Below are 15,990 nucleotides of genomic sequence, written 5' to 3' on the forward strand. Positions count from 1 at the left end.
TTGCAGTGGTCGGTCGCCGAAGCGACTTAGGCCACGCTAACAAAGTGGGCGCGCTATGCCGAGGGTTCGGTGCGGGAAGAATCACCGCCGTTCGGCAATGATCACCGTCGTTTGACGATGGCGCCGATCCCGACGAGCGTCAGGACGACCCCGGCGTGCGCCGTCAACCACAGGCCGATCCCGACGTGCACGCCGAGGGCGGCGAGATCTCCGACGCTGCCGATGTCGACGACCGCGACGATGACGGTGAGCACGCCCGCGAGCAGTGCGACGATGCCGGCGATCGGGTGGATCGCCGATCGCTTCCGGATCAGGGCACTCACCATGCCGAGTACGGCGGCGAGGGCGCCGAGCACCAGGGTGATGATCCCGTCGGTGGCACCGACGTCGGAGGTGCCGATCCCGTTGACGGTGATCAGGCCGCTGACCCAGGGCAGGAAGGCGGCGACCGCGGTCAGCAGGCCCGCGCCGACGATCCCCCACGCGATCACGCCGACGGCTCGCGACACCACTGCCGGTGCCTGAGGTTGCGACGCGTCGGTGAGACCGGGTGCCGACGGCGGAAGATGGTGGCCGCGCGCAGCCGGGATCTGGTCGGCCGGATGTGGGGCGTCGAATCGCGGGACCATCGGGCCGTGGGAAGCAGTTCGGGAGACGACGACCGTCGGCTCACCGCTCTGGAACCGACTGTGCTGGGCCCCGTGGGCGTGAGCCGGGTGGACGGCTCGTCCGGGAACTGGGCGTCCGGGAAGTGGGTACGACGGGAATCCCTGGTGCTGCTGGGGTGGTCTCATGATGTCTCTCGGGTTCGGTGTGGCTGGGTGCACCCACCGTAGGAGGCGGTCACGCTCGGGCGCACCACTCACTCATCTCTTTGTGGGACGTGGCCTGACCTGCACCGAATGTGAGTAGCGGACTACTCGTGTGGCCCCGATCGGGCGGCGTCGCACGGAGGCTGAGAGGACTCGTCGGGCGTTCCTCCGATCGAAGGAATCATCGCGCGGACGACCGATCCACGGGTGATACTTCTACGGGCGCTCCCTGCCACCGGAGTACATCTCCATCGATCGCACTTCTGGAGGCCCCGTGTCGGTTCCCGTCTTCACCCCACTGCCCGGCGAACGCGTCATCCACCATGCCGAGTTCACGCCTCGCCTGATCCTCCGGCACCTCAAGGTGACGGTGATCCTGACCGATCAGCGGGTGTACATGTCCGAACCGCATACCCTGTTCGCGGTGATACCGCATGGCGGGTACACGAATTCGGTTCCGCTGAACACTATTTCCGATGTCGCGGCCGGCAATCACACGTCGTCGCGGGGACTGTTCTGGGGAACCTGCTCGATTCTGCTGGGATTGCTGATGCTGATCCTCCCCGGAATCGCCGGCGTGGGGCACGGGGTCGGTTTCGTGATGTTTCTGCTCTTCGGGATCGCGGGTGTGATCATGATCGTCACCGCGGGATCGGTCGGGTTGCGGATTCGCAGCTTCGGCGGCCAGAGTTCGGCGGCACCCGCGGCGGCCGTCGAACGACCGCAGCTCGAGGCGCTCGCCCACATGATCCTGGCGCAGATGCTGGTCGATCGGTCACGTACTCCCGGTTCACCGGCACCCCTCTCGCCGACACCCATCTCGCCGGCGCAGAGTTCCCCGGCTGCCGGTCCGCCGGTGTCCGCCCCCACGCCGGCGCCCCCGACGCCCGCTGCCCCGACACCGGCCCCGCTGCCGCCGATACCGGCACCCGCGGTCGGGCCGTCGGCCACCACCATGCCGCCTCCGCCTCCCGCATATCCGCCCGCCCCGGCGGCACCGACGGCCTCGCGACCACCGCAGACAAATGGGTGGACGACGCACCGCAGCGAACGTTCTCCCGCGGGCCCGGCGACCGCGCGCCCGGCAACCGGTGCCACCCCGACGCATCAGCGAGCCGACCCGTCGGCGACCGACTTCATCGCCCGGCCCGGTGTGGCGTCGAAGGACACCCCTCCCGGTGGCCCGCCGCCACCGGGACGGTGATGCGCCCTACTGCACCTTCGCCGCTGCCGCCGCCAGCTGCGGTGTGAGTCCGTTGAGCGCGAATCGCAACGATTCCGGTGTGCCGGCCGACATGGCCTGCGCGATCGGGTCGGTCTCCCCCAGCTCGATCGCCCGGCCGTCGCGCACCACCGGCAGCGAATTGATCAGATTGTCGTTCTGTAGGTCGGCCAACGGCATACCGATGGTGGAAAAGACCGCGACCTGAGAATCGAGGGAGGACACCTTCTCCACCGGGACGCTGGCGAAGAAGCCTTGTGCCTGCAGCGACTTCACCGGCCCGAACTCGACGAAGCCCAGTTCGGCGATGGTGTCGAAGCGGGCGTCACCAGGCAGGTAGGCGCCGTAGGCGGTACCGAACTTGGTACCCCAGACGAAGGTCTTGCCGGCGAAGTTGGGGTTCTGCGAACGGATCTGCGATTGCAGGTCGGTGGTCTCGGCGATCTGTCGCTCGCCCTCACTGGACTTGCCGAGCGCGTTGGCGATCAGTTGGGTTTGCAGCTTCCAGTTGATCGCGTAATCCGGGGTTCCCTCGGGGGCGGTGACCACCGGGGCGATCGCCTTGAGGCTGTCGGTGACCTTGGAGTCGGCCTTGGCGCGGACGTTGAGAATCAGATCCGGTTTGAGTTCTTTGATCTGCTGATAGTTGAAGTCGCCGGCGCTGGCGGCGGAGATGATCGTCGGCGTCGAGTCCCCGAATTCGGCGCTCGCCCACGATCCGACACCCTTGTTGGCCTCGCCGAAGGACATCCAGTCGTAGATGGCGACCGGTTTCACACCGAGGCTCAGCGCGATCTCGCCGTCCGACCAGCCCAGGGCCACCACGCGCGGATTGTCCGGCAGGCCGAGGTCCGGGGTTTCCGACGGATTCGAGTACACCTGATTCTCGGTCGAATCCGATTGCACACAGCCGGTCACGACGAACAGTGCCGCGAGCACGATTCCCAGCAGGCTCAGCAGTCGTCGTGGTGATGGGAACATGTGATCTCCTCTGATCGATGTGGTGGTACGAATGTCAGGATTTGGCACGCAGATTCGTGGTGTCCCCGGGCACCTCGTCGAAGGACACCGCGCCCTCGCCGAGTGGAATGACCAGCGGCGTACCGGTTTCCGGGTCGTCGATGATGCGGGATCGCACCCCGAAGGTGCGTTCCACCATTGCCGCGGTGATCACCTCGCCCGGTGGTCCCTGTGCGATGATCTCGCCGCTGCGCATGGCGATGATGTGGGTGGCATACCGCGCGGCCTGGTTGAGGTCGTGCAGGACCGCGACAAGTGTGGTGCCACTGCCGTTGAGCGTGGTGCACAGTTCGAGCACCTCGAGTTGATGGGCGAGGTCGAGGTAGGTGGTCGGCTCGTCGAGCAACAGGATCGGTGTCTGCTGCGCCAGGGCCATCGCGATCCAGACCCGTTGGCGCTGACCGCCGGACAGGGCCTGCACCTGCCGCTGGGACAGGTCGGTGAGGCGGGTGACCTTGAGCGCGAAGTCGACGGCCGCCTGATCGTCGTCGGTCCACTGCCGGAACATCGTCTGGTACGGGAACCGCCCGCGCGACACCAGATCGATGATGGTGATGCCCTCGGGCGCGATGGACTGCTGCGGCAGTAGCCCGACCTCGCGGGCGAACTCCTTGCCGCCGAACGACTTCACGTTCTTCTCGTCGAGGAGGACCGCACCGCCGGTCGGGGCGAGCAGCCGGGACAACGCGCGCAGCAGGGTGGATTTGCCGCAGGCGTTGGGGCCGACGATGACGGTGAACGATCCGTCGGGGACGACGACGTCGAGGCCGTCGATGATGGTGTGTTCGCCGTAGCCGACGACGAGGTTCTCGCCGGTGAGCCGCCCGGTGGCCGCGGCGGTGGTCGGTTGTGCGGCCGGTTCTGCGGTCATGGCCGGGCCTTTCGTGACTGGGCGATGAGCAAGCCGAGCAGGTACACCCCGCCGAGGGAGGTGGTGACGACGCCGACGGGCAGTTGCACAGTGGGCGCGAGGATGGTGCGGGCGATGGCGTCGCAGCTGACCAGCAGCGCCGCACCGACCGCCGCCGAGGTCACCAGCGGGATGCCGGGACTCGGCGAGATCCGGGCCGCGAGTTGAGGGGCCACCAGCGCGACGAACGCGATGGGGCCGGCGATGGCGGTGATGACGGCGGCGAATCCGACGCCGAGGACCAGCAGGATCACCTGGGTGCGGTTGACGTCGACGCCCTTGGACTGGGCGGAGTCGGCGCCGAGTTCGAACATCCGCATGTGCGGCGCGACCACGATGAGGAACGGCACGAGAATGATCAGGCCGATGATGACCGGCAGGGTGTCGGACATGCGGATGTCGTGCAGGTTGCCCATCCCCCAGGCGGCCGCGGACGCCGCGTTCTGCAGGTTGGCCGTCGCGATGAGGTAGCCGTTGAACGCGACCAGCATCGCGTTGATACCGATGCCGACGACGACGAAGCGGTATCCGCTGGTGCCGCCACGCATGCCGAGGAAGTAGACGGCGGCGGCGGTGAGCAACGAACCGATGAGGGCGCCGAGGGTGGCACCGGTGTAGTCGAGGTTCATCACCAGCATCGCGATGAGCGCACCGGTGTAGGCGCCGGTGGTGAATCCGATGATGTCGGGACTGCCCAACGGGTTTCGGGTGATGGTCTGGAAGATGGCCCCGGACAGGGCGAGTGCGGCGCCACCGACCATGGCGATGACCACGGTGGGCAGGGCGGCCGCCACGAGGTCGGCGGGTGCACCGGAGACCTGTCCGGCAAGCACTTTCAGTGTCTGGACGAAGCCGAGGCTCGGGCTGTCGGTGGTGCTGACACCCATCGAGAACACCGCGACCACCAAGGCCGCGAGGACGAAGAAGACGGAAATGGCCAGGGCCGCCATGTCGACCTTGAGGCTCAGCCCGGCGACTCGGATGAACCGGACGCGTCGCGGCCATCGCGCGGACTCGGTTAATGTCGCCTCTGTTTCGGGTGCGGGCTCCTTGATCGTCATTCGCCGGTGCCTCCTTTTCTGCGGACCAGCGCGATCAGGACGGGTGCACCGATGAAGGCGGTGACCATGCCGACGGGCAGCTCACTGGCGGTGGCGACGCGGGCGACGAGGTCGGAACCGACCATCACGATGGGGCCGACGATCATGCTCACGGGCAACAGCCACCGGTTGTCCGGGCCGAAGAGGATCCGGACGACGTGCGGGACCATCAGACCGACGAAGGTGATCGGGCCTAGGGCCGCGGTTGCGGTGCCGCACAGCACGGTCAGCAGGACGAAGCCGGCCAGGCGGACACGGCGCACCGGGATACCGAGGGCCTGGGCGCGATCGTCGCCGAGGGCCAGTCCGTTGAGGTACGGGATCAGGATCATCGACAGCGCCGCGGCGGCGAGGATCGGGATCCAGACCGCCGACACCTCCGGCCAGCCGCGGCCGTCAAGGGTACCGACCTGCCAGGAGCGGATGGTGTCGAAGGACTTCGGGTGGATCATCGTGAGTCCGAAGCCGATGCCGCTGAAGATGGAACCGGCGGCGACACCGGTGAGGACAAGTTTTTCCGGGCTGGTCCCGGACATGCCGCGGGAGCCGACGAAGTACACGACGGTCGCCGCGACAAAGGCGCCGATCACACCCGCCACCATGTAGCCGGTGGTGCCGGTGACGCCGAACGCGACGGTGGCGACGACCATCGCGAAGTAGGCGCCGGAGTTGACGCCGAGGATGCCCGGATCGGCGAGGGGGTTGCGGGTCAGGCCCTGCATGATGGTGCCGGCCGCGCCGAGGGCGATACCGACGAGCAGGGCGAGCAGGGTCCGCGGCACCCGGTTGTTGCGGATGACCTCCAGCGTCGTCGGGTCACCGGTGTTGAACAGGGCGTGCCAGGCGTCGGCGATCGTGTAGTCACCGGATCCGACGAAGAAGCCGACGAAGGTGAGGCCGACGGCGACGCCGATCAGGATGAGCAGGATCGCCGCGTGCGACAACGACCCCAGCCGGGCGCCCGGGGATGAGGGCGCGGATGGCCGCGCCGCAGGTTCCGCGGTGTCGACGCTCACGTGCACCACCTGGCGGTTCCGCTGACTTACCGATATCTGTCAAGCAGACTATAGGTGAGGCACTCCTAAATCTCGGGGTGATTGAAGGGCCGCGGTGCGTGGTGTTGTCTCGTGTGATGACCGATATCGCCGTGGCCTCGTGGAACACGCAGTGGGCGCCGCACTCCGGACGCGGAGTCCGGGTGAAGGCCCACATCGCCGACCTCGACGCGGACATCCTGGTGATCACGGAGGGGCAACACTGGTTGCTTCCCGACGGTGGTCACGCGGTCGATGCCGGTACCGACTGGGGTTACGACGCTCCGGTTCATCGACGCAAGACGCTGTTGTGGTCGCGGTGGCCGCTGACCGACGTCGTCCGGTGTGATCGAGGGGCGGGCAACGGGCGGGTGGTGGCCGCGCGGACAACGACACCGATCGGACTCGTCCAGATACTCGGCGTCTGCATCCCGTGGATGAGCGCGCACGTCACCACCGGCCGCAAGGACACCCCCAACTGGTCCGAGCATCTGGAGTGCTGCGACCAGATCGCGGAGATCGTGGCCGGGTGTGAGCCCGACGTGCCGGTGATCATGGCCGGCGACTTCAATCAACGGATTCCGCGCGGTCGGCAACCCGTCCGCGTCGCCGAGCGTCTGTCTCAGGTGTTGGCGCCGTTCACCGTTCACACGGCCGGGGACGTCGAGCACGGGCCGCTGATCGATCACATCGCGTCGACGCTCGAGTGTGTGGGGATGCGGACCTGGCCGGGACGCGACGACGGTGGGGCACTGAGTGACCACTCCGGGGTGGTGTGCCGGTTACGATCGGCGAGCACGGACCAAACCTCGGCGTAGGGAGACAGTGCATGCCGGACACACAGGTGACCACCCCGAACGGCAGCATCGACGCGGTGCTGGCGACACCGTCGACGCCGGGCCCGTGGCCCGGCGTGGTGATCGTGCATGACGCTCTCGGCGTCACCGACGACCTCCGCGACACGGCCCGGCGTTTCGCCGATGCCGGCTATCTGGCGATCGCGCCCGATATGTATTCGCGGGGCGGACGCGTGAGGTGCATACGGTCGGTGATGCGGGATCTGATTGCCGGCAACGGCCGGTCGGTCGACGACATCCTTGCCGCCCGCGATCACCTCGCCGCCCTGACAAACGACTGCACCGGACAGATCGGCGTCGCCGGGTTCTGCATGGGCGGCGGATTCGCACTTCTCGTGTCACCGAAAGGTTTTGGTGCGTCGGCGCCGTTCTATCCGTCGATCCTTCCGCGTTACGACACGCTGGTGGAGGGGGCGTGCCCGATCGTCGCGAGCTTCGGCAGCCGTGATCCGCTCAACATCGGCACCGGCAAGCGCCTCCGAACGACCCTGGACCGCAAGGGAATCGCCAACGACGTCAAGGTGTACCAGGGCGTGGGCCACAGTTTTGCCAATCAGATGCCCGGGCAGCCGATCGCCCGGATCGTCGGATTCGGTTACGACGCCACGGCCACGGCGGATGCGTACGAGCGCGTCTTCGCGTTCTTCGGTGAGCATCTCGTGGGCGCGCAAGCCTGACTCGGCCGGTGAGTCGCCTGACATCCTTGCCACTGACGAATCATCGACTGGCGCGGGTGGTTCTCGTCGACGCGGCACTCCCGCGTGCACGCAGCTATTGCAAAGCATGCGCGAATGAAGAGAAATCGCGGCGGCGAGAGCCGACCGCGTTGGGGTGAGCTGAGCTGCTCGTGGTGGGCGAAGGGGGACTTGAACCCCCACGTCCCGAAGGACACTGGCACCTGAAGCCAGCGCGTCTGCCATTCCGCCACTCGCCCGTGACCGCCGATTTCTCGACTGGCATGACCGGTGATCGTTGGGTTCGATCAACGGCCTGGAGAACGATAGCACGCACCCCACCCGGAAAGAAAAATCGTTCCGCCCGACCCAAATCCCGCGGATTGTCATTCGAGCGGAGGGCATGTCGGGGGTGGACGTCAAAGTGCTGGTCAGGGATCATTTCCAGGACCCGGGGCAGACATCCGGTGCCGTGGTGCGCGTGATGCGGGCGGTACTGCAGTTGCTTGATGACAGCCCTGGCCGTCAGTATCGGTATCATCCATGAAGGCCATACGCACGGCGACACGCCAGACAACAGCCGCGAAGGGAGGTCGACGGTGGGGATATTGCAACGCTTCGAGCGCAAGCTCGAGGGAGCTGTCGATGATGGCTTCGCACGCGTCTTCGGTGGCGAGGTCGCTCCGCAGGAGATCGAGAACGGCTTGCAGCGCGAAGCCGAGGAGTCATTGGAAGATCTCGGCGGCGGTACCGTTCTCGCCGCCAACAGCTACACCTTGCTGTTCAGTCCGACCGATCACGAGCACATCGCGGCCGAGTACGAACTGAATCGCAAACGTTTCTCCAAGCATCTGGAGAACTACATCAAAGACAACGGGTGGCAGACATACGGTGAGGTGGTCGTCGAGTTCGATCAATCGCCCTCGTTGCATACAGGTATCTTTCGTGCGCGCGGCACGGTCAACCCCGACGCCCGGCCCCGGCCGGCGACGGGAGGCCCCGCCCCACGTCCCCAGTCACAACCGCATCCCGACGGTGCGGCCCGAGAAGTAGGAGCCCCAGAAATGACCCAGAACCCCGGATACGACCAGCGCAGGGGCCCGGATCCGGCCTATGACCAGGGCGGCTACGGCCAGCAGGGCGGGTATGACTACCAGGGCTATGACCAGCAGGGGTACGGCCAGCAGGGCGGCTACGACCCGCAGGCCTACGGTCAGCAGGGTTACGACCAGGCCGGCTACGGCCAGCAGCCGGGCCACGCCTCGCAGCCCGGATACGGCTCGCAGCCGGGTTACGGCCAGCAGGGCTATGAGCAGCAGGGCTACGACCAGGCGGGCTATGGCCAGCAGGGCGGCTACGACCAGGGCTACGCGCAGCCTCAGCCGGGTTACGGCCAGGGCTACGAGCAGGGTGGCTACGGCCAGCAGGGCGGCTACGGATACGACCAGCAGGGTTACGGCCAGCAGGGCGGCTACGACCAGGGTTACGCACAGCAGGGGTACGAGCAGGGCGGTTACGGCCAGCAGGGCGGCTACGGATACGACCAGGGCTACGGCCGCCCGGCCGCCGGTTACGCGCCGACCGCGATCACTCTTCTTCTCGAGGACGGCAGCAACCGCACCTTCCAGCTGCGAGAGGGCTCCAACGTCGTCGGCCGCGGACAGGACGCCCAGTTCCGTCTCCCCGACACCGGCGTCTCGCGTCGTCACCTGGAGATCCGTTGGGACGGCAGCACCGCGATGCTGACCGACCTCAACTCCACCAACGGCACCACCGTCAACGACGTCCAGGTCAACAGCTGGGAGCTCGCCGACGGCGATCGCATCCGCGTCGGACACTCCGACATCACCGTGCGTTTCCAGTAGCGGCAATACCCCGGTCGACCTCGGCGATCGTCCACGGCAACCCGCGTTGCCGTCGATCGTTGATATGTAACTGACACATCCGAATGGCCGAAGACCGGGATCCAGCCCATAAGATGCACTCGGGTCCGTTGTGCGGTCCCCTGTCGGCCTGCCCTCGTATCCTGGGGGGCCGATTGCCGATCGGTGACGAAAACGCACAAGTGACGACGAACGCACGGAGGTGGATGACGACATGCAGGGGTTGGTGCTGCAACTGACCCGGCTGGGGTTCTTGATTCTGCTCTGGCTGTTCGTCTACGCCGTGATCCGTACCGTGCGTGCCGACGTCGCGACCGCCTCCGGTTCGCGGATGCCCCGGTTCCGTTCGAGCGGTGACAAGAACAGGGGCAAGCCGACGACCCGCGGGGCGGCGAAGTATCTGGTGGTGACGCAGGGCAACCTCGCCAACACCCGCATTACGTTGGGCGCCCAACCGGTGCTGCTGGGTCGCGCCGACGACTCCACCCTCGTCCTCACCGACGATTACGCCTCAGAACGCCACGCACGCCTGTCCCGTCGGGGGGATGACTGGTATGTCGAAGACCTGGGCTCCACCAACGGCACCTACCTGGACCGGTCCAAGGTGACCACGGCGGTGAAGGTGCCGTTGTCCACGCCGATCCGCATCGGCAAAACCGTGATCGAGCTCCGCCCGTGACACTCGTATTGCGCTATATCGCGCGCAGCGACCAGGGTTTGGTCCGAGCCAACAACGAGGACTCCGCGTACGCGGGGCCGCGCCTGCTCGCCCTCGCCGATGGTATGGGCGGCCACGCCGCGGGCGAGGTGGCCAGCCGACTCGTCATCGAGGCGCTGCGGTCACTCGACGACGACGACGCGAGCAGCGATCTGCTCGGCGCGCTCAATCACGCCACCCAAGTCGGTAACCACGCCATCGCCGCGCAGGTCGAGGAGAAACCCGAACTCGACGGCATGGGCACCACGCTCACCGCAATCCTGTTCGCAGGCAACCGAATTGGCCTCTGCCACATCGGCGACTCGCGCGGCTACCTCTACCGCGACGGGGAACTGACGCAGATCACCCGCGACGACACGTTCGTGCAGACCCTCGTCGACGAGGGGCGCATCACCCCGGAGCAGGCACACACCCATCCGCAGCGCTCGCTGATCATGCGGGCACTGACCGGCGCCGAGGTCGAACCGACCCTGACCGTCCGGGAGGCCCGCGCCGGTGACCGCTACCTGCTGTGCAGCGACGGCTTGTCCGATGTGGTCAGCGAGGAAACCCTCGCCGAGACCCTCGGTTCGATCACCGACTACCGCGAATGCGCCGACCGCCTCATCGAGTTGGCGCTGCGCGGCGGCGGACCCGACAACGTCACCGTCGTCCTCGCCGACATCGTCGACACCGACTACGGCGACTCGCGACCCATCGTCGGCGGCGCCGCCGGGCACGGCGCGGACGCCTATACCCCCGATCCCAAGACCGCTGCCGGCCGGGCCGCGGCCCTGCGCCCGCCCCTCGCGGCGCCGCAGCAGCCGACGATCCTGCCCGACGAGGAACCGGCCGCTCGGCGCGGCCACAAGGGACGCTGGATTGCCGGTGCCGTCGCACTTCTCGTCGTGGCGGCACTGCTCGCCGGCTTCTTCTTCGTCCGCTCGTACCTGCATCGCACGTACTACGTCGGCGAACAGGACGGCAACGTCGTGGTGTTCCAGGGCTCGCCGGATTCCGTGCTGTTCTACACGGTGCAGAATCTCTCGCAGAAGGGCTGCATCGTCGATCCGGCGTCGAAGGACGCGGAGATCACGTTCATTCCCGCCGACAGCACTGACCAGTGCACCGAACTGAAGATCAGCGACCTGCAACCGGCGCCGCAGGGCACCGTGCGTGATCACGGGATCTCCGGCATCTCGCTCGACGACATCCCGGCCAGGACGTCCGAACTGGAACTCAAGGATCCGTGCCCGCCGGCCCCACCGGTCGAGGACAAATCGACGCCGGCACCCGCCACGCCGGGTGCGCCGGAGACCAGTGCTCCGACGACCACCACCCCGCAGCAGGCGACGTTCGCGCCGGCGACGGCCGTTCCGACACCCGCACCCGCGACGACCACACCCGAAGCGTCCCCACCGAACGCATCGTCACCGAGCGAATCGTCACCGGCGACCTCCGCCCCGCCGAGCACGACGCCGAACGAGCCACCGTACTGCCGCCAGGTTGGCGAATGACCCAGACCGCGGCCTCGACGCATGCGCCTGCCAGCCAGCCCGAGCAGTCCGGACGCACCGCCGAACTGGTGTTGCTCCTGTGTGCCATCGGGTTGGTGACGGTGGCGCTGCTCATCGTCCAGAGCGCCCAGGGCGAGTCACTGACCTGGGATATCGCCAAGTACGTCGCCGCGTACGTGGCGCTGTTCGGTGCGGGGCACTTCGTGATCCGGCGCTATGCGCCCTACGCCGATCCGGTGTTCCTGCCGATCGTCGCGGTCCTCAACGGGCTCGGTCTGGTGCTGATCCACCGGCTCGACCTCGGCTCCGGCAACACCGGTGAGTCGATCAATCCGACCACCCGCACCAACAACGCCGACCAGCAGTTGCTGTGGGCGTTCCTGGGGATGATCGCGTTCGCGGCCATCCTGATCCTCATCCGCGATCACCGGACGCTCTCGCGATACGCCTACACCCTCGGCCTCGGTGGCCTGATCTTCCTCGCGATCCCGGCGATCCTGCCGTCGTCGCTGTCGGAGATCAACGGGTCCAAGATCTGGATTCGCACCCCGTTCTTCAACATTCAGCCCGGCGAGTTCTCCAAGATCCTGATCATCATCTTCGCCGCGGCGTTCCTGGTGTCCAAGCGGGATCTGTTCACCACCGCGGGGAAGCATTTCCTGGGCACCGACTTCCCGCGGGCCCGCGACCTCGGGCCCCTGCTGGTGGCGTGGGCACTGGCGATCGCGGTCCTGGCGTTCGAATCGGACCTGGGTACCTCACTGCTGATCTTCACCACGGTCCTGACGATGGTGTACGTCGCCACCGAACGGGTCAGCTGGCTGGTGCTGGGCCTGGGCCTGTTTGCCGTCGGGGCGATCGTCGCCTACAACCTGTTCAGTCACCTGCAGGTACGCGTGGCGGTCTGGCGCGATCCGTTCGCCGACTTCTACGACACCGGCTACCAGATCGGTCAGAGCCTGTTCGGTCTGGCCACCGGCGGACTGTTCGGCACCGGACTCGGATCGGGGCGGCCCAACGCCGTGCCGTTCGCCAACACCGACTTCATCATCTCCACCATCGGTGAAGAACTCGGCCTGTTCGGTCTGGCCGCGATCCTGATGCTGTACCTGATCTTCGTCATGCGCGGCCTGCGCACCGGCGTCGCCGTGCGCGACAGCTTCGGCAAACTGCTGGCCACCGGGCTCTCGTTCACCATCGCCGTTCAGGTCTTCGTTGTGGTCGGCGGCGTCACCAAGCTGATCCCGCTGACGGGTCTGACCACACCGTTCCTGTCCTATGGTGGTTCGTCGTTGCTGGCCAACTACGTCCTCGTCGCCCTGCTCATCCGCGTCTCCAACGCGGCCCGCGAACCCGATCCCACCAAACGGCGCCCCTCGCCGAAATCGGTGGACTCCCTGCCGACGCGGGCGGTGAAGAAGGCGTGAACACACCGATCCGCCGGGTGTCGATGGCCGTCGTCGTGCTCATCGTCATCCTGCTGGCGAATGCCACCTACGTGCAGGTCATCAAGGCCGACTCGCTGCGCAACGACACCCGCAACGACCGTGTGCTACTCGACGAGTACTCCCGGCAGCGCGGTGCGATCATCGCCGGCGGGCAGGTCATCGCCATGTCGCAGGCCACCGACAGCCGCTACAAGTACCTGCGACGCTATCCGCTGAACCCGCGGGCCTTCGCGCCGATCACCGGCTACTACTCGATCCAGTACGGCTCGGCGGGACTCGAGCAGTACGAGAACTCGATCCTGACCGGCAACGACGATCGGCTCTTCGGCCAGCGATTCACCGACATGTTCTCCGGGCGTGACCCGCGAGGCGGCAACGTCGTCACGACCGTCGACCCACGACTGCAACAGGTCGCCTACGACCAGATGAACAGCGGCGCCACCTGCGACGGCCCGTGCCGCGGCGCGGTCGTCGCGCTCGAACCGAGCACCGGCAAGATCCTGGCGATGGTCTCCACCCCCAGCTACGACCCGAATCTGCTGTCCAGCCACGACCAGGCCACTCGCGAGGCCGCCTGGGCGGTCGACACCGGACCCGACAAACGACTGCAGAACCGGGCGACCGACGAGATCTACCCACCCGGGTCGACATTCAAGATCGTGACGACATCGGCGGCGCTTCGTGACGGACGCGACGCCAACACGCAGCTGACCGCGGCGTCCACCTTCCAGCTTCCCGACTCCACCGCATCGCTGCCCAACTACGGGGATGAGACCTGCCCGGGCGGTAGTGGCACCGTCAGCCTGGCCGACGCCGTGAAGTACTCCTGCAACACCGCGTTCGCCGATCTGGTGCTCAACAAGATGGACGACGCGACGGCCAAACTCAAGCAGACCGCGTACCTCTACGGCTTCAACCAGTCCGGACCGAACATCCCGATGCCGGTGGCGCAGTCGTCGACCGGCGAGATCGCCGATCGTGCCGCCTTGGCGCTGTCGTCGATCGGGCAGAAGGACGTGGTGGTGTCGGCGGTGCAGAACGCGATGGTGGCCGCGACGGTGGCCAATGCGGGCGTACGTATGCAGCCATACCTGGTGGACAAGCTGCAGTCGGCCGACCTGCGCACGCTGTACACGACCCCACCGACCAACATCAACTCACCGATCACCCCCGAGCAGGCGGCCAGCCTGACCTCGATGATGGTCGGGGTGGAGAATTCCTCGGGGACGAGCAGCCCCGTGCAGATCGCCTCGAAGACCGGCACCGCCGAGCACGGGGACGCGTCGACCTCGACGCCGTATTCGTGGTATATCGCCTTCGGACCGTCCAACGACGCGAAGATCGCAGTGGCCGTCGTGGTGGAAAATGGGAAGTTCGGTGTGAGTTCGGTCGGTAATACTGTCGCCGGACCCATCGGCCGAGCGGTGATCAATGCGTATGTAGGAGGTGGACGATGACGTTGCAGAACGGCTCCATCATCGCCGACCGCTATCGGCTGATGCGTCTCATCGCCACCGGCGGTATGGGACAGGTCTGGGAAGCGCTCGACACCCGGCTCAATCGCCGGGTCGCGGTCAAGGTGCTCAAGGCGGAGTACTCCGACGACCCCGAGTTCGCCGCACGGTTCCGCACCGAGGCGCAGACCACCGCCAAGCTGAACAATCCGGGCATCGCGAACGTCTTCGACTACGGCGAGACCGCCGATCGTGGTGGCGGCACCCTGGCGTATCTGGTGATGGAACTCGTCGACGGTGAACCGCTCAACGCCGTGATCTCACGGATGGGCCGGCTGTCGGTGACCAACACCCTCGACATGCTCGAGCAGACCGGCCGCGCGCTGCAGGCCGCGCACGGTCAAGGCCTGGTGCACCGCGACGTCAAGCCCGGCAACATCCTCATCACACCCACCGGCCAGGTGAAGATCACCGACTTCGGCATCGCCAAGGCCGTCGACGCCGCACCGGTGACGCAGACCGGCATGGTGATGGGCACCGCCCAGTACATCTCCCCGGAACAGGCCACCGGCGACGACGCGACCGCGGCGTCGGATGTGTACTCGCTCGGCGTCGTCGGCTACGAGGCCCTGGTGGGTCGTCGACCGTTCCTCGGTGACGGCGCCATCACGGTGGCGATGAAGCACATCCGGGAAACCCCGCCGCCGCTGCCGGAGACGATTCCGGCCAACGTCCGTGAACTCATCGACATCACCATGTCGAAGGAACCGAAGCAGCGTTACCCCAACGGCGGCGCCTTCGCCGACGCGGTGGCCGCGGTGCGGGCCGGTCATCGTCCGCCACGGCCGGGTGCCGCGGGTGCCGCCGGCGCGGCAGCTGCAGGGGCCGCACTCGGTGCCGGGGCAGCGGCCGCGGCGCGTCCGTCCACCCGCGCGATGAGCGGCAGCGCCACGGCTGCGGCCACACCCACCCAGCCCCCTCGGACCGCAGCCTCCTCGACCTCCGACAGCGGATGGACCACCGGGCAGAAGGTGCTCGCCGGGGTGGCCGCAGCGTTGCTGGTCGGTGCGATCGCGCTGATCGGCTACTACTTCGCCAGCGCCAACGACGACACACCCAGCACGCCGCTGCCGTCGTCGACGACGGTCACCGAGACCACCACCGAGCGGACCACGCAGACCACCGACGAGACGACAGAGGAGACCACCACCCGTCGTCCCACACGGACCACCACCACCGAAGAGACCACCACCGAGGACACCACGACCCCGCCCACCCAGACGACCGAGACGCCGACGACGACCGACCCCGGGGCGGCGACCGGAACCGGCCCGTTCTGTCCGCCGATCTGCTTCTGAGCGC

Annotated in this window: 15 protein-coding genes and 1 tRNA gene; 10 read left to right on the forward strand and 6 right to left on the reverse strand. The window is 67.1% G+C overall.

What is annotated here, in order from left to right; all coding sequences use genetic code 11:
- Window positions 1-101: 101 nt before the first annotated feature.
- Complete coding sequence (locus tag ACWDPV_RS13185; protein WP_449743330.1) at window positions 102-629, reverse strand: hypothetical protein; 528 nt, start codon at window positions 627-629, stop codon at window positions 102-104.
- 457 nt (window positions 630-1,086) lie between these two features.
- On the opposite strand from ACWDPV_RS13185, the gene ACWDPV_RS13190 reads away from it, so the two are divergent.
- Window positions 1,087-2,016 (forward strand): hypothetical protein, encoded by a 930-nt coding sequence (locus ACWDPV_RS13190; protein ID WP_449743331.1) that lies wholly within the window; start codon window positions 1,087-1,089, stop codon window positions 2,014-2,016.
- A gap of 6 nt (window positions 2,017-2,022) precedes the next feature.
- Here the strand turns inward: ACWDPV_RS13190 and ACWDPV_RS13195 are convergent, their stop codons facing one another.
- The 4 genes from ACWDPV_RS13195 to ACWDPV_RS13210 are packed head-to-tail and all read right to left on the reverse strand — an operon-like array spanning window position 2,023 to window position 6,080.
- Window positions 2,023-3,015 carry an ABC transporter substrate-binding protein gene (locus ACWDPV_RS13195; protein WP_449743332.1) on the reverse strand — a complete coding sequence of 331 codons (993 nt, stop codon included), beginning with the start codon at window positions 3,013-3,015 and terminating at the stop codon, window positions 2,023-2,025.
- A gap of 34 nt (window positions 3,016-3,049) precedes the next feature.
- Window positions 3,050-3,925 (reverse strand): ABC transporter ATP-binding protein, encoded by an 876-nt coding sequence (locus tag ACWDPV_RS13200; protein ID WP_449743333.1) that lies wholly within the window; start codon window positions 3,923-3,925, stop codon window positions 3,050-3,052.
- Window positions 3,922-5,025 (reverse strand): FecCD family ABC transporter permease, encoded by a 1,104-nt coding sequence (locus ACWDPV_RS13205; RefSeq protein ID WP_449743334.1) that lies wholly within the window; start codon window positions 5,023-5,025, stop codon window positions 3,922-3,924. The genes ACWDPV_RS13200 and ACWDPV_RS13205 overlap by 4 nt, the downstream gene beginning before the upstream one ends.
- Window positions 5,022-6,080, reverse strand: a complete 1,059-nt coding sequence (locus tag ACWDPV_RS13210) for a FecCD family ABC transporter permease (protein ID WP_449743335.1) — start codon at window positions 6,078-6,080, stop codon at window positions 5,022-5,024. The genes ACWDPV_RS13205 and ACWDPV_RS13210 overlap by 4 nt, the downstream gene beginning before the upstream one ends.
- A 116-nt stretch (window positions 6,081-6,196) precedes the next feature.
- Between ACWDPV_RS13210 and ACWDPV_RS13215 the strand changes: the two genes are divergently transcribed.
- Window positions 6,197-6,916, forward strand: coding sequence for an endonuclease/exonuclease/phosphatase family protein (locus ACWDPV_RS13215; protein WP_449743336.1), 720 nt, complete (start codon window positions 6,197-6,199; stop codon window positions 6,914-6,916).
- 11 nt (window positions 6,917-6,927) lie between these two features.
- A complete protein-coding gene (locus ACWDPV_RS13220) occupies window positions 6,928-7,632 on the forward strand; it encodes a dienelactone hydrolase family protein (RefSeq protein WP_449743337.1) in 705 nt (234 codons plus the stop codon).
- Between the two features lie 171 nt (window positions 7,633-7,803).
- Here the strand turns inward: ACWDPV_RS13220 and ACWDPV_RS13225 are convergent.
- Window positions 7,804-7,889, reverse strand: a tRNA-Leu gene (locus tag ACWDPV_RS13225).
- Window positions 7,890-7,927: 38 nt separating this feature from the next.
- Between ACWDPV_RS13225 and ACWDPV_RS13230 the strand changes: the two genes are divergently transcribed.
- From ACWDPV_RS13230 to ACWDPV_RS13260, 7 genes are all read left to right on the forward strand, one after another.
- Window positions 7,928-8,176 (forward strand): hypothetical protein, encoded by a 249-nt coding sequence (locus ACWDPV_RS13230; RefSeq protein WP_449743338.1) that lies wholly within the window; start codon window positions 7,928-7,930, stop codon window positions 8,174-8,176.
- Window positions 8,177-8,228: 52 nt separating this feature from the next.
- Complete coding sequence (locus ACWDPV_RS13235; RefSeq protein WP_449743339.1) at window positions 8,229-9,494, forward strand: FhaA domain-containing protein; 1,266 nt, start codon at window positions 8,229-8,231, stop codon at window positions 9,492-9,494.
- Between the two features lie 232 nt (window positions 9,495-9,726).
- The gene (locus ACWDPV_RS13240) at window positions 9,727-10,191 is read left to right on the forward strand and encodes an FHA domain-containing protein FhaB/FipA (RefSeq protein WP_449743340.1); all 465 of its coding nucleotides are present in this window, start codon (window positions 9,727-9,729) and stop codon (window positions 10,189-10,191) included.
- The gene (locus ACWDPV_RS13245; RefSeq protein ID WP_449743341.1) at window positions 10,188-11,726 is read left to right on the forward strand and encodes a PP2C family protein-serine/threonine phosphatase; all 1,539 of its coding nucleotides are present in this window, start codon (window positions 10,188-10,190) and stop codon (window positions 11,724-11,726) included. Before ACWDPV_RS13240 ends, ACWDPV_RS13245 begins: the two co-directional genes overlap by 4 nt.
- Window positions 11,723-13,153, forward strand: a complete 1,431-nt coding sequence (locus ACWDPV_RS13250; protein ID WP_449743342.1) for an FtsW/RodA/SpoVE family cell cycle protein — start codon at window positions 11,723-11,725, stop codon at window positions 13,151-13,153. The genes ACWDPV_RS13245 and ACWDPV_RS13250 overlap by 4 nt, the downstream gene beginning before the upstream one ends.
- Window positions 13,150-14,631 carry a peptidoglycan D,D-transpeptidase FtsI family protein gene (locus ACWDPV_RS13255; RefSeq protein ID WP_449743343.1) on the forward strand — a complete coding sequence of 494 codons (1,482 nt, stop codon included), beginning with the start codon at window positions 13,150-13,152 and terminating at the stop codon, window positions 14,629-14,631. Before ACWDPV_RS13250 ends, ACWDPV_RS13255 begins: the two co-directional genes overlap by 4 nt.
- Window positions 14,628-15,986 (forward strand): protein kinase domain-containing protein, encoded by a 1,359-nt coding sequence (locus tag ACWDPV_RS13260; RefSeq protein ID WP_449743344.1) that lies wholly within the window; start codon window positions 14,628-14,630, stop codon window positions 15,984-15,986. The genes ACWDPV_RS13255 and ACWDPV_RS13260 overlap by 4 nt, the downstream gene beginning before the upstream one ends.
- The last annotated feature ends 4 nt before the right edge of the window (window positions 15,987-15,990 follow it).

This window comes from Gordonia sp. NPDC003504 (assembly GCF_053587995.1).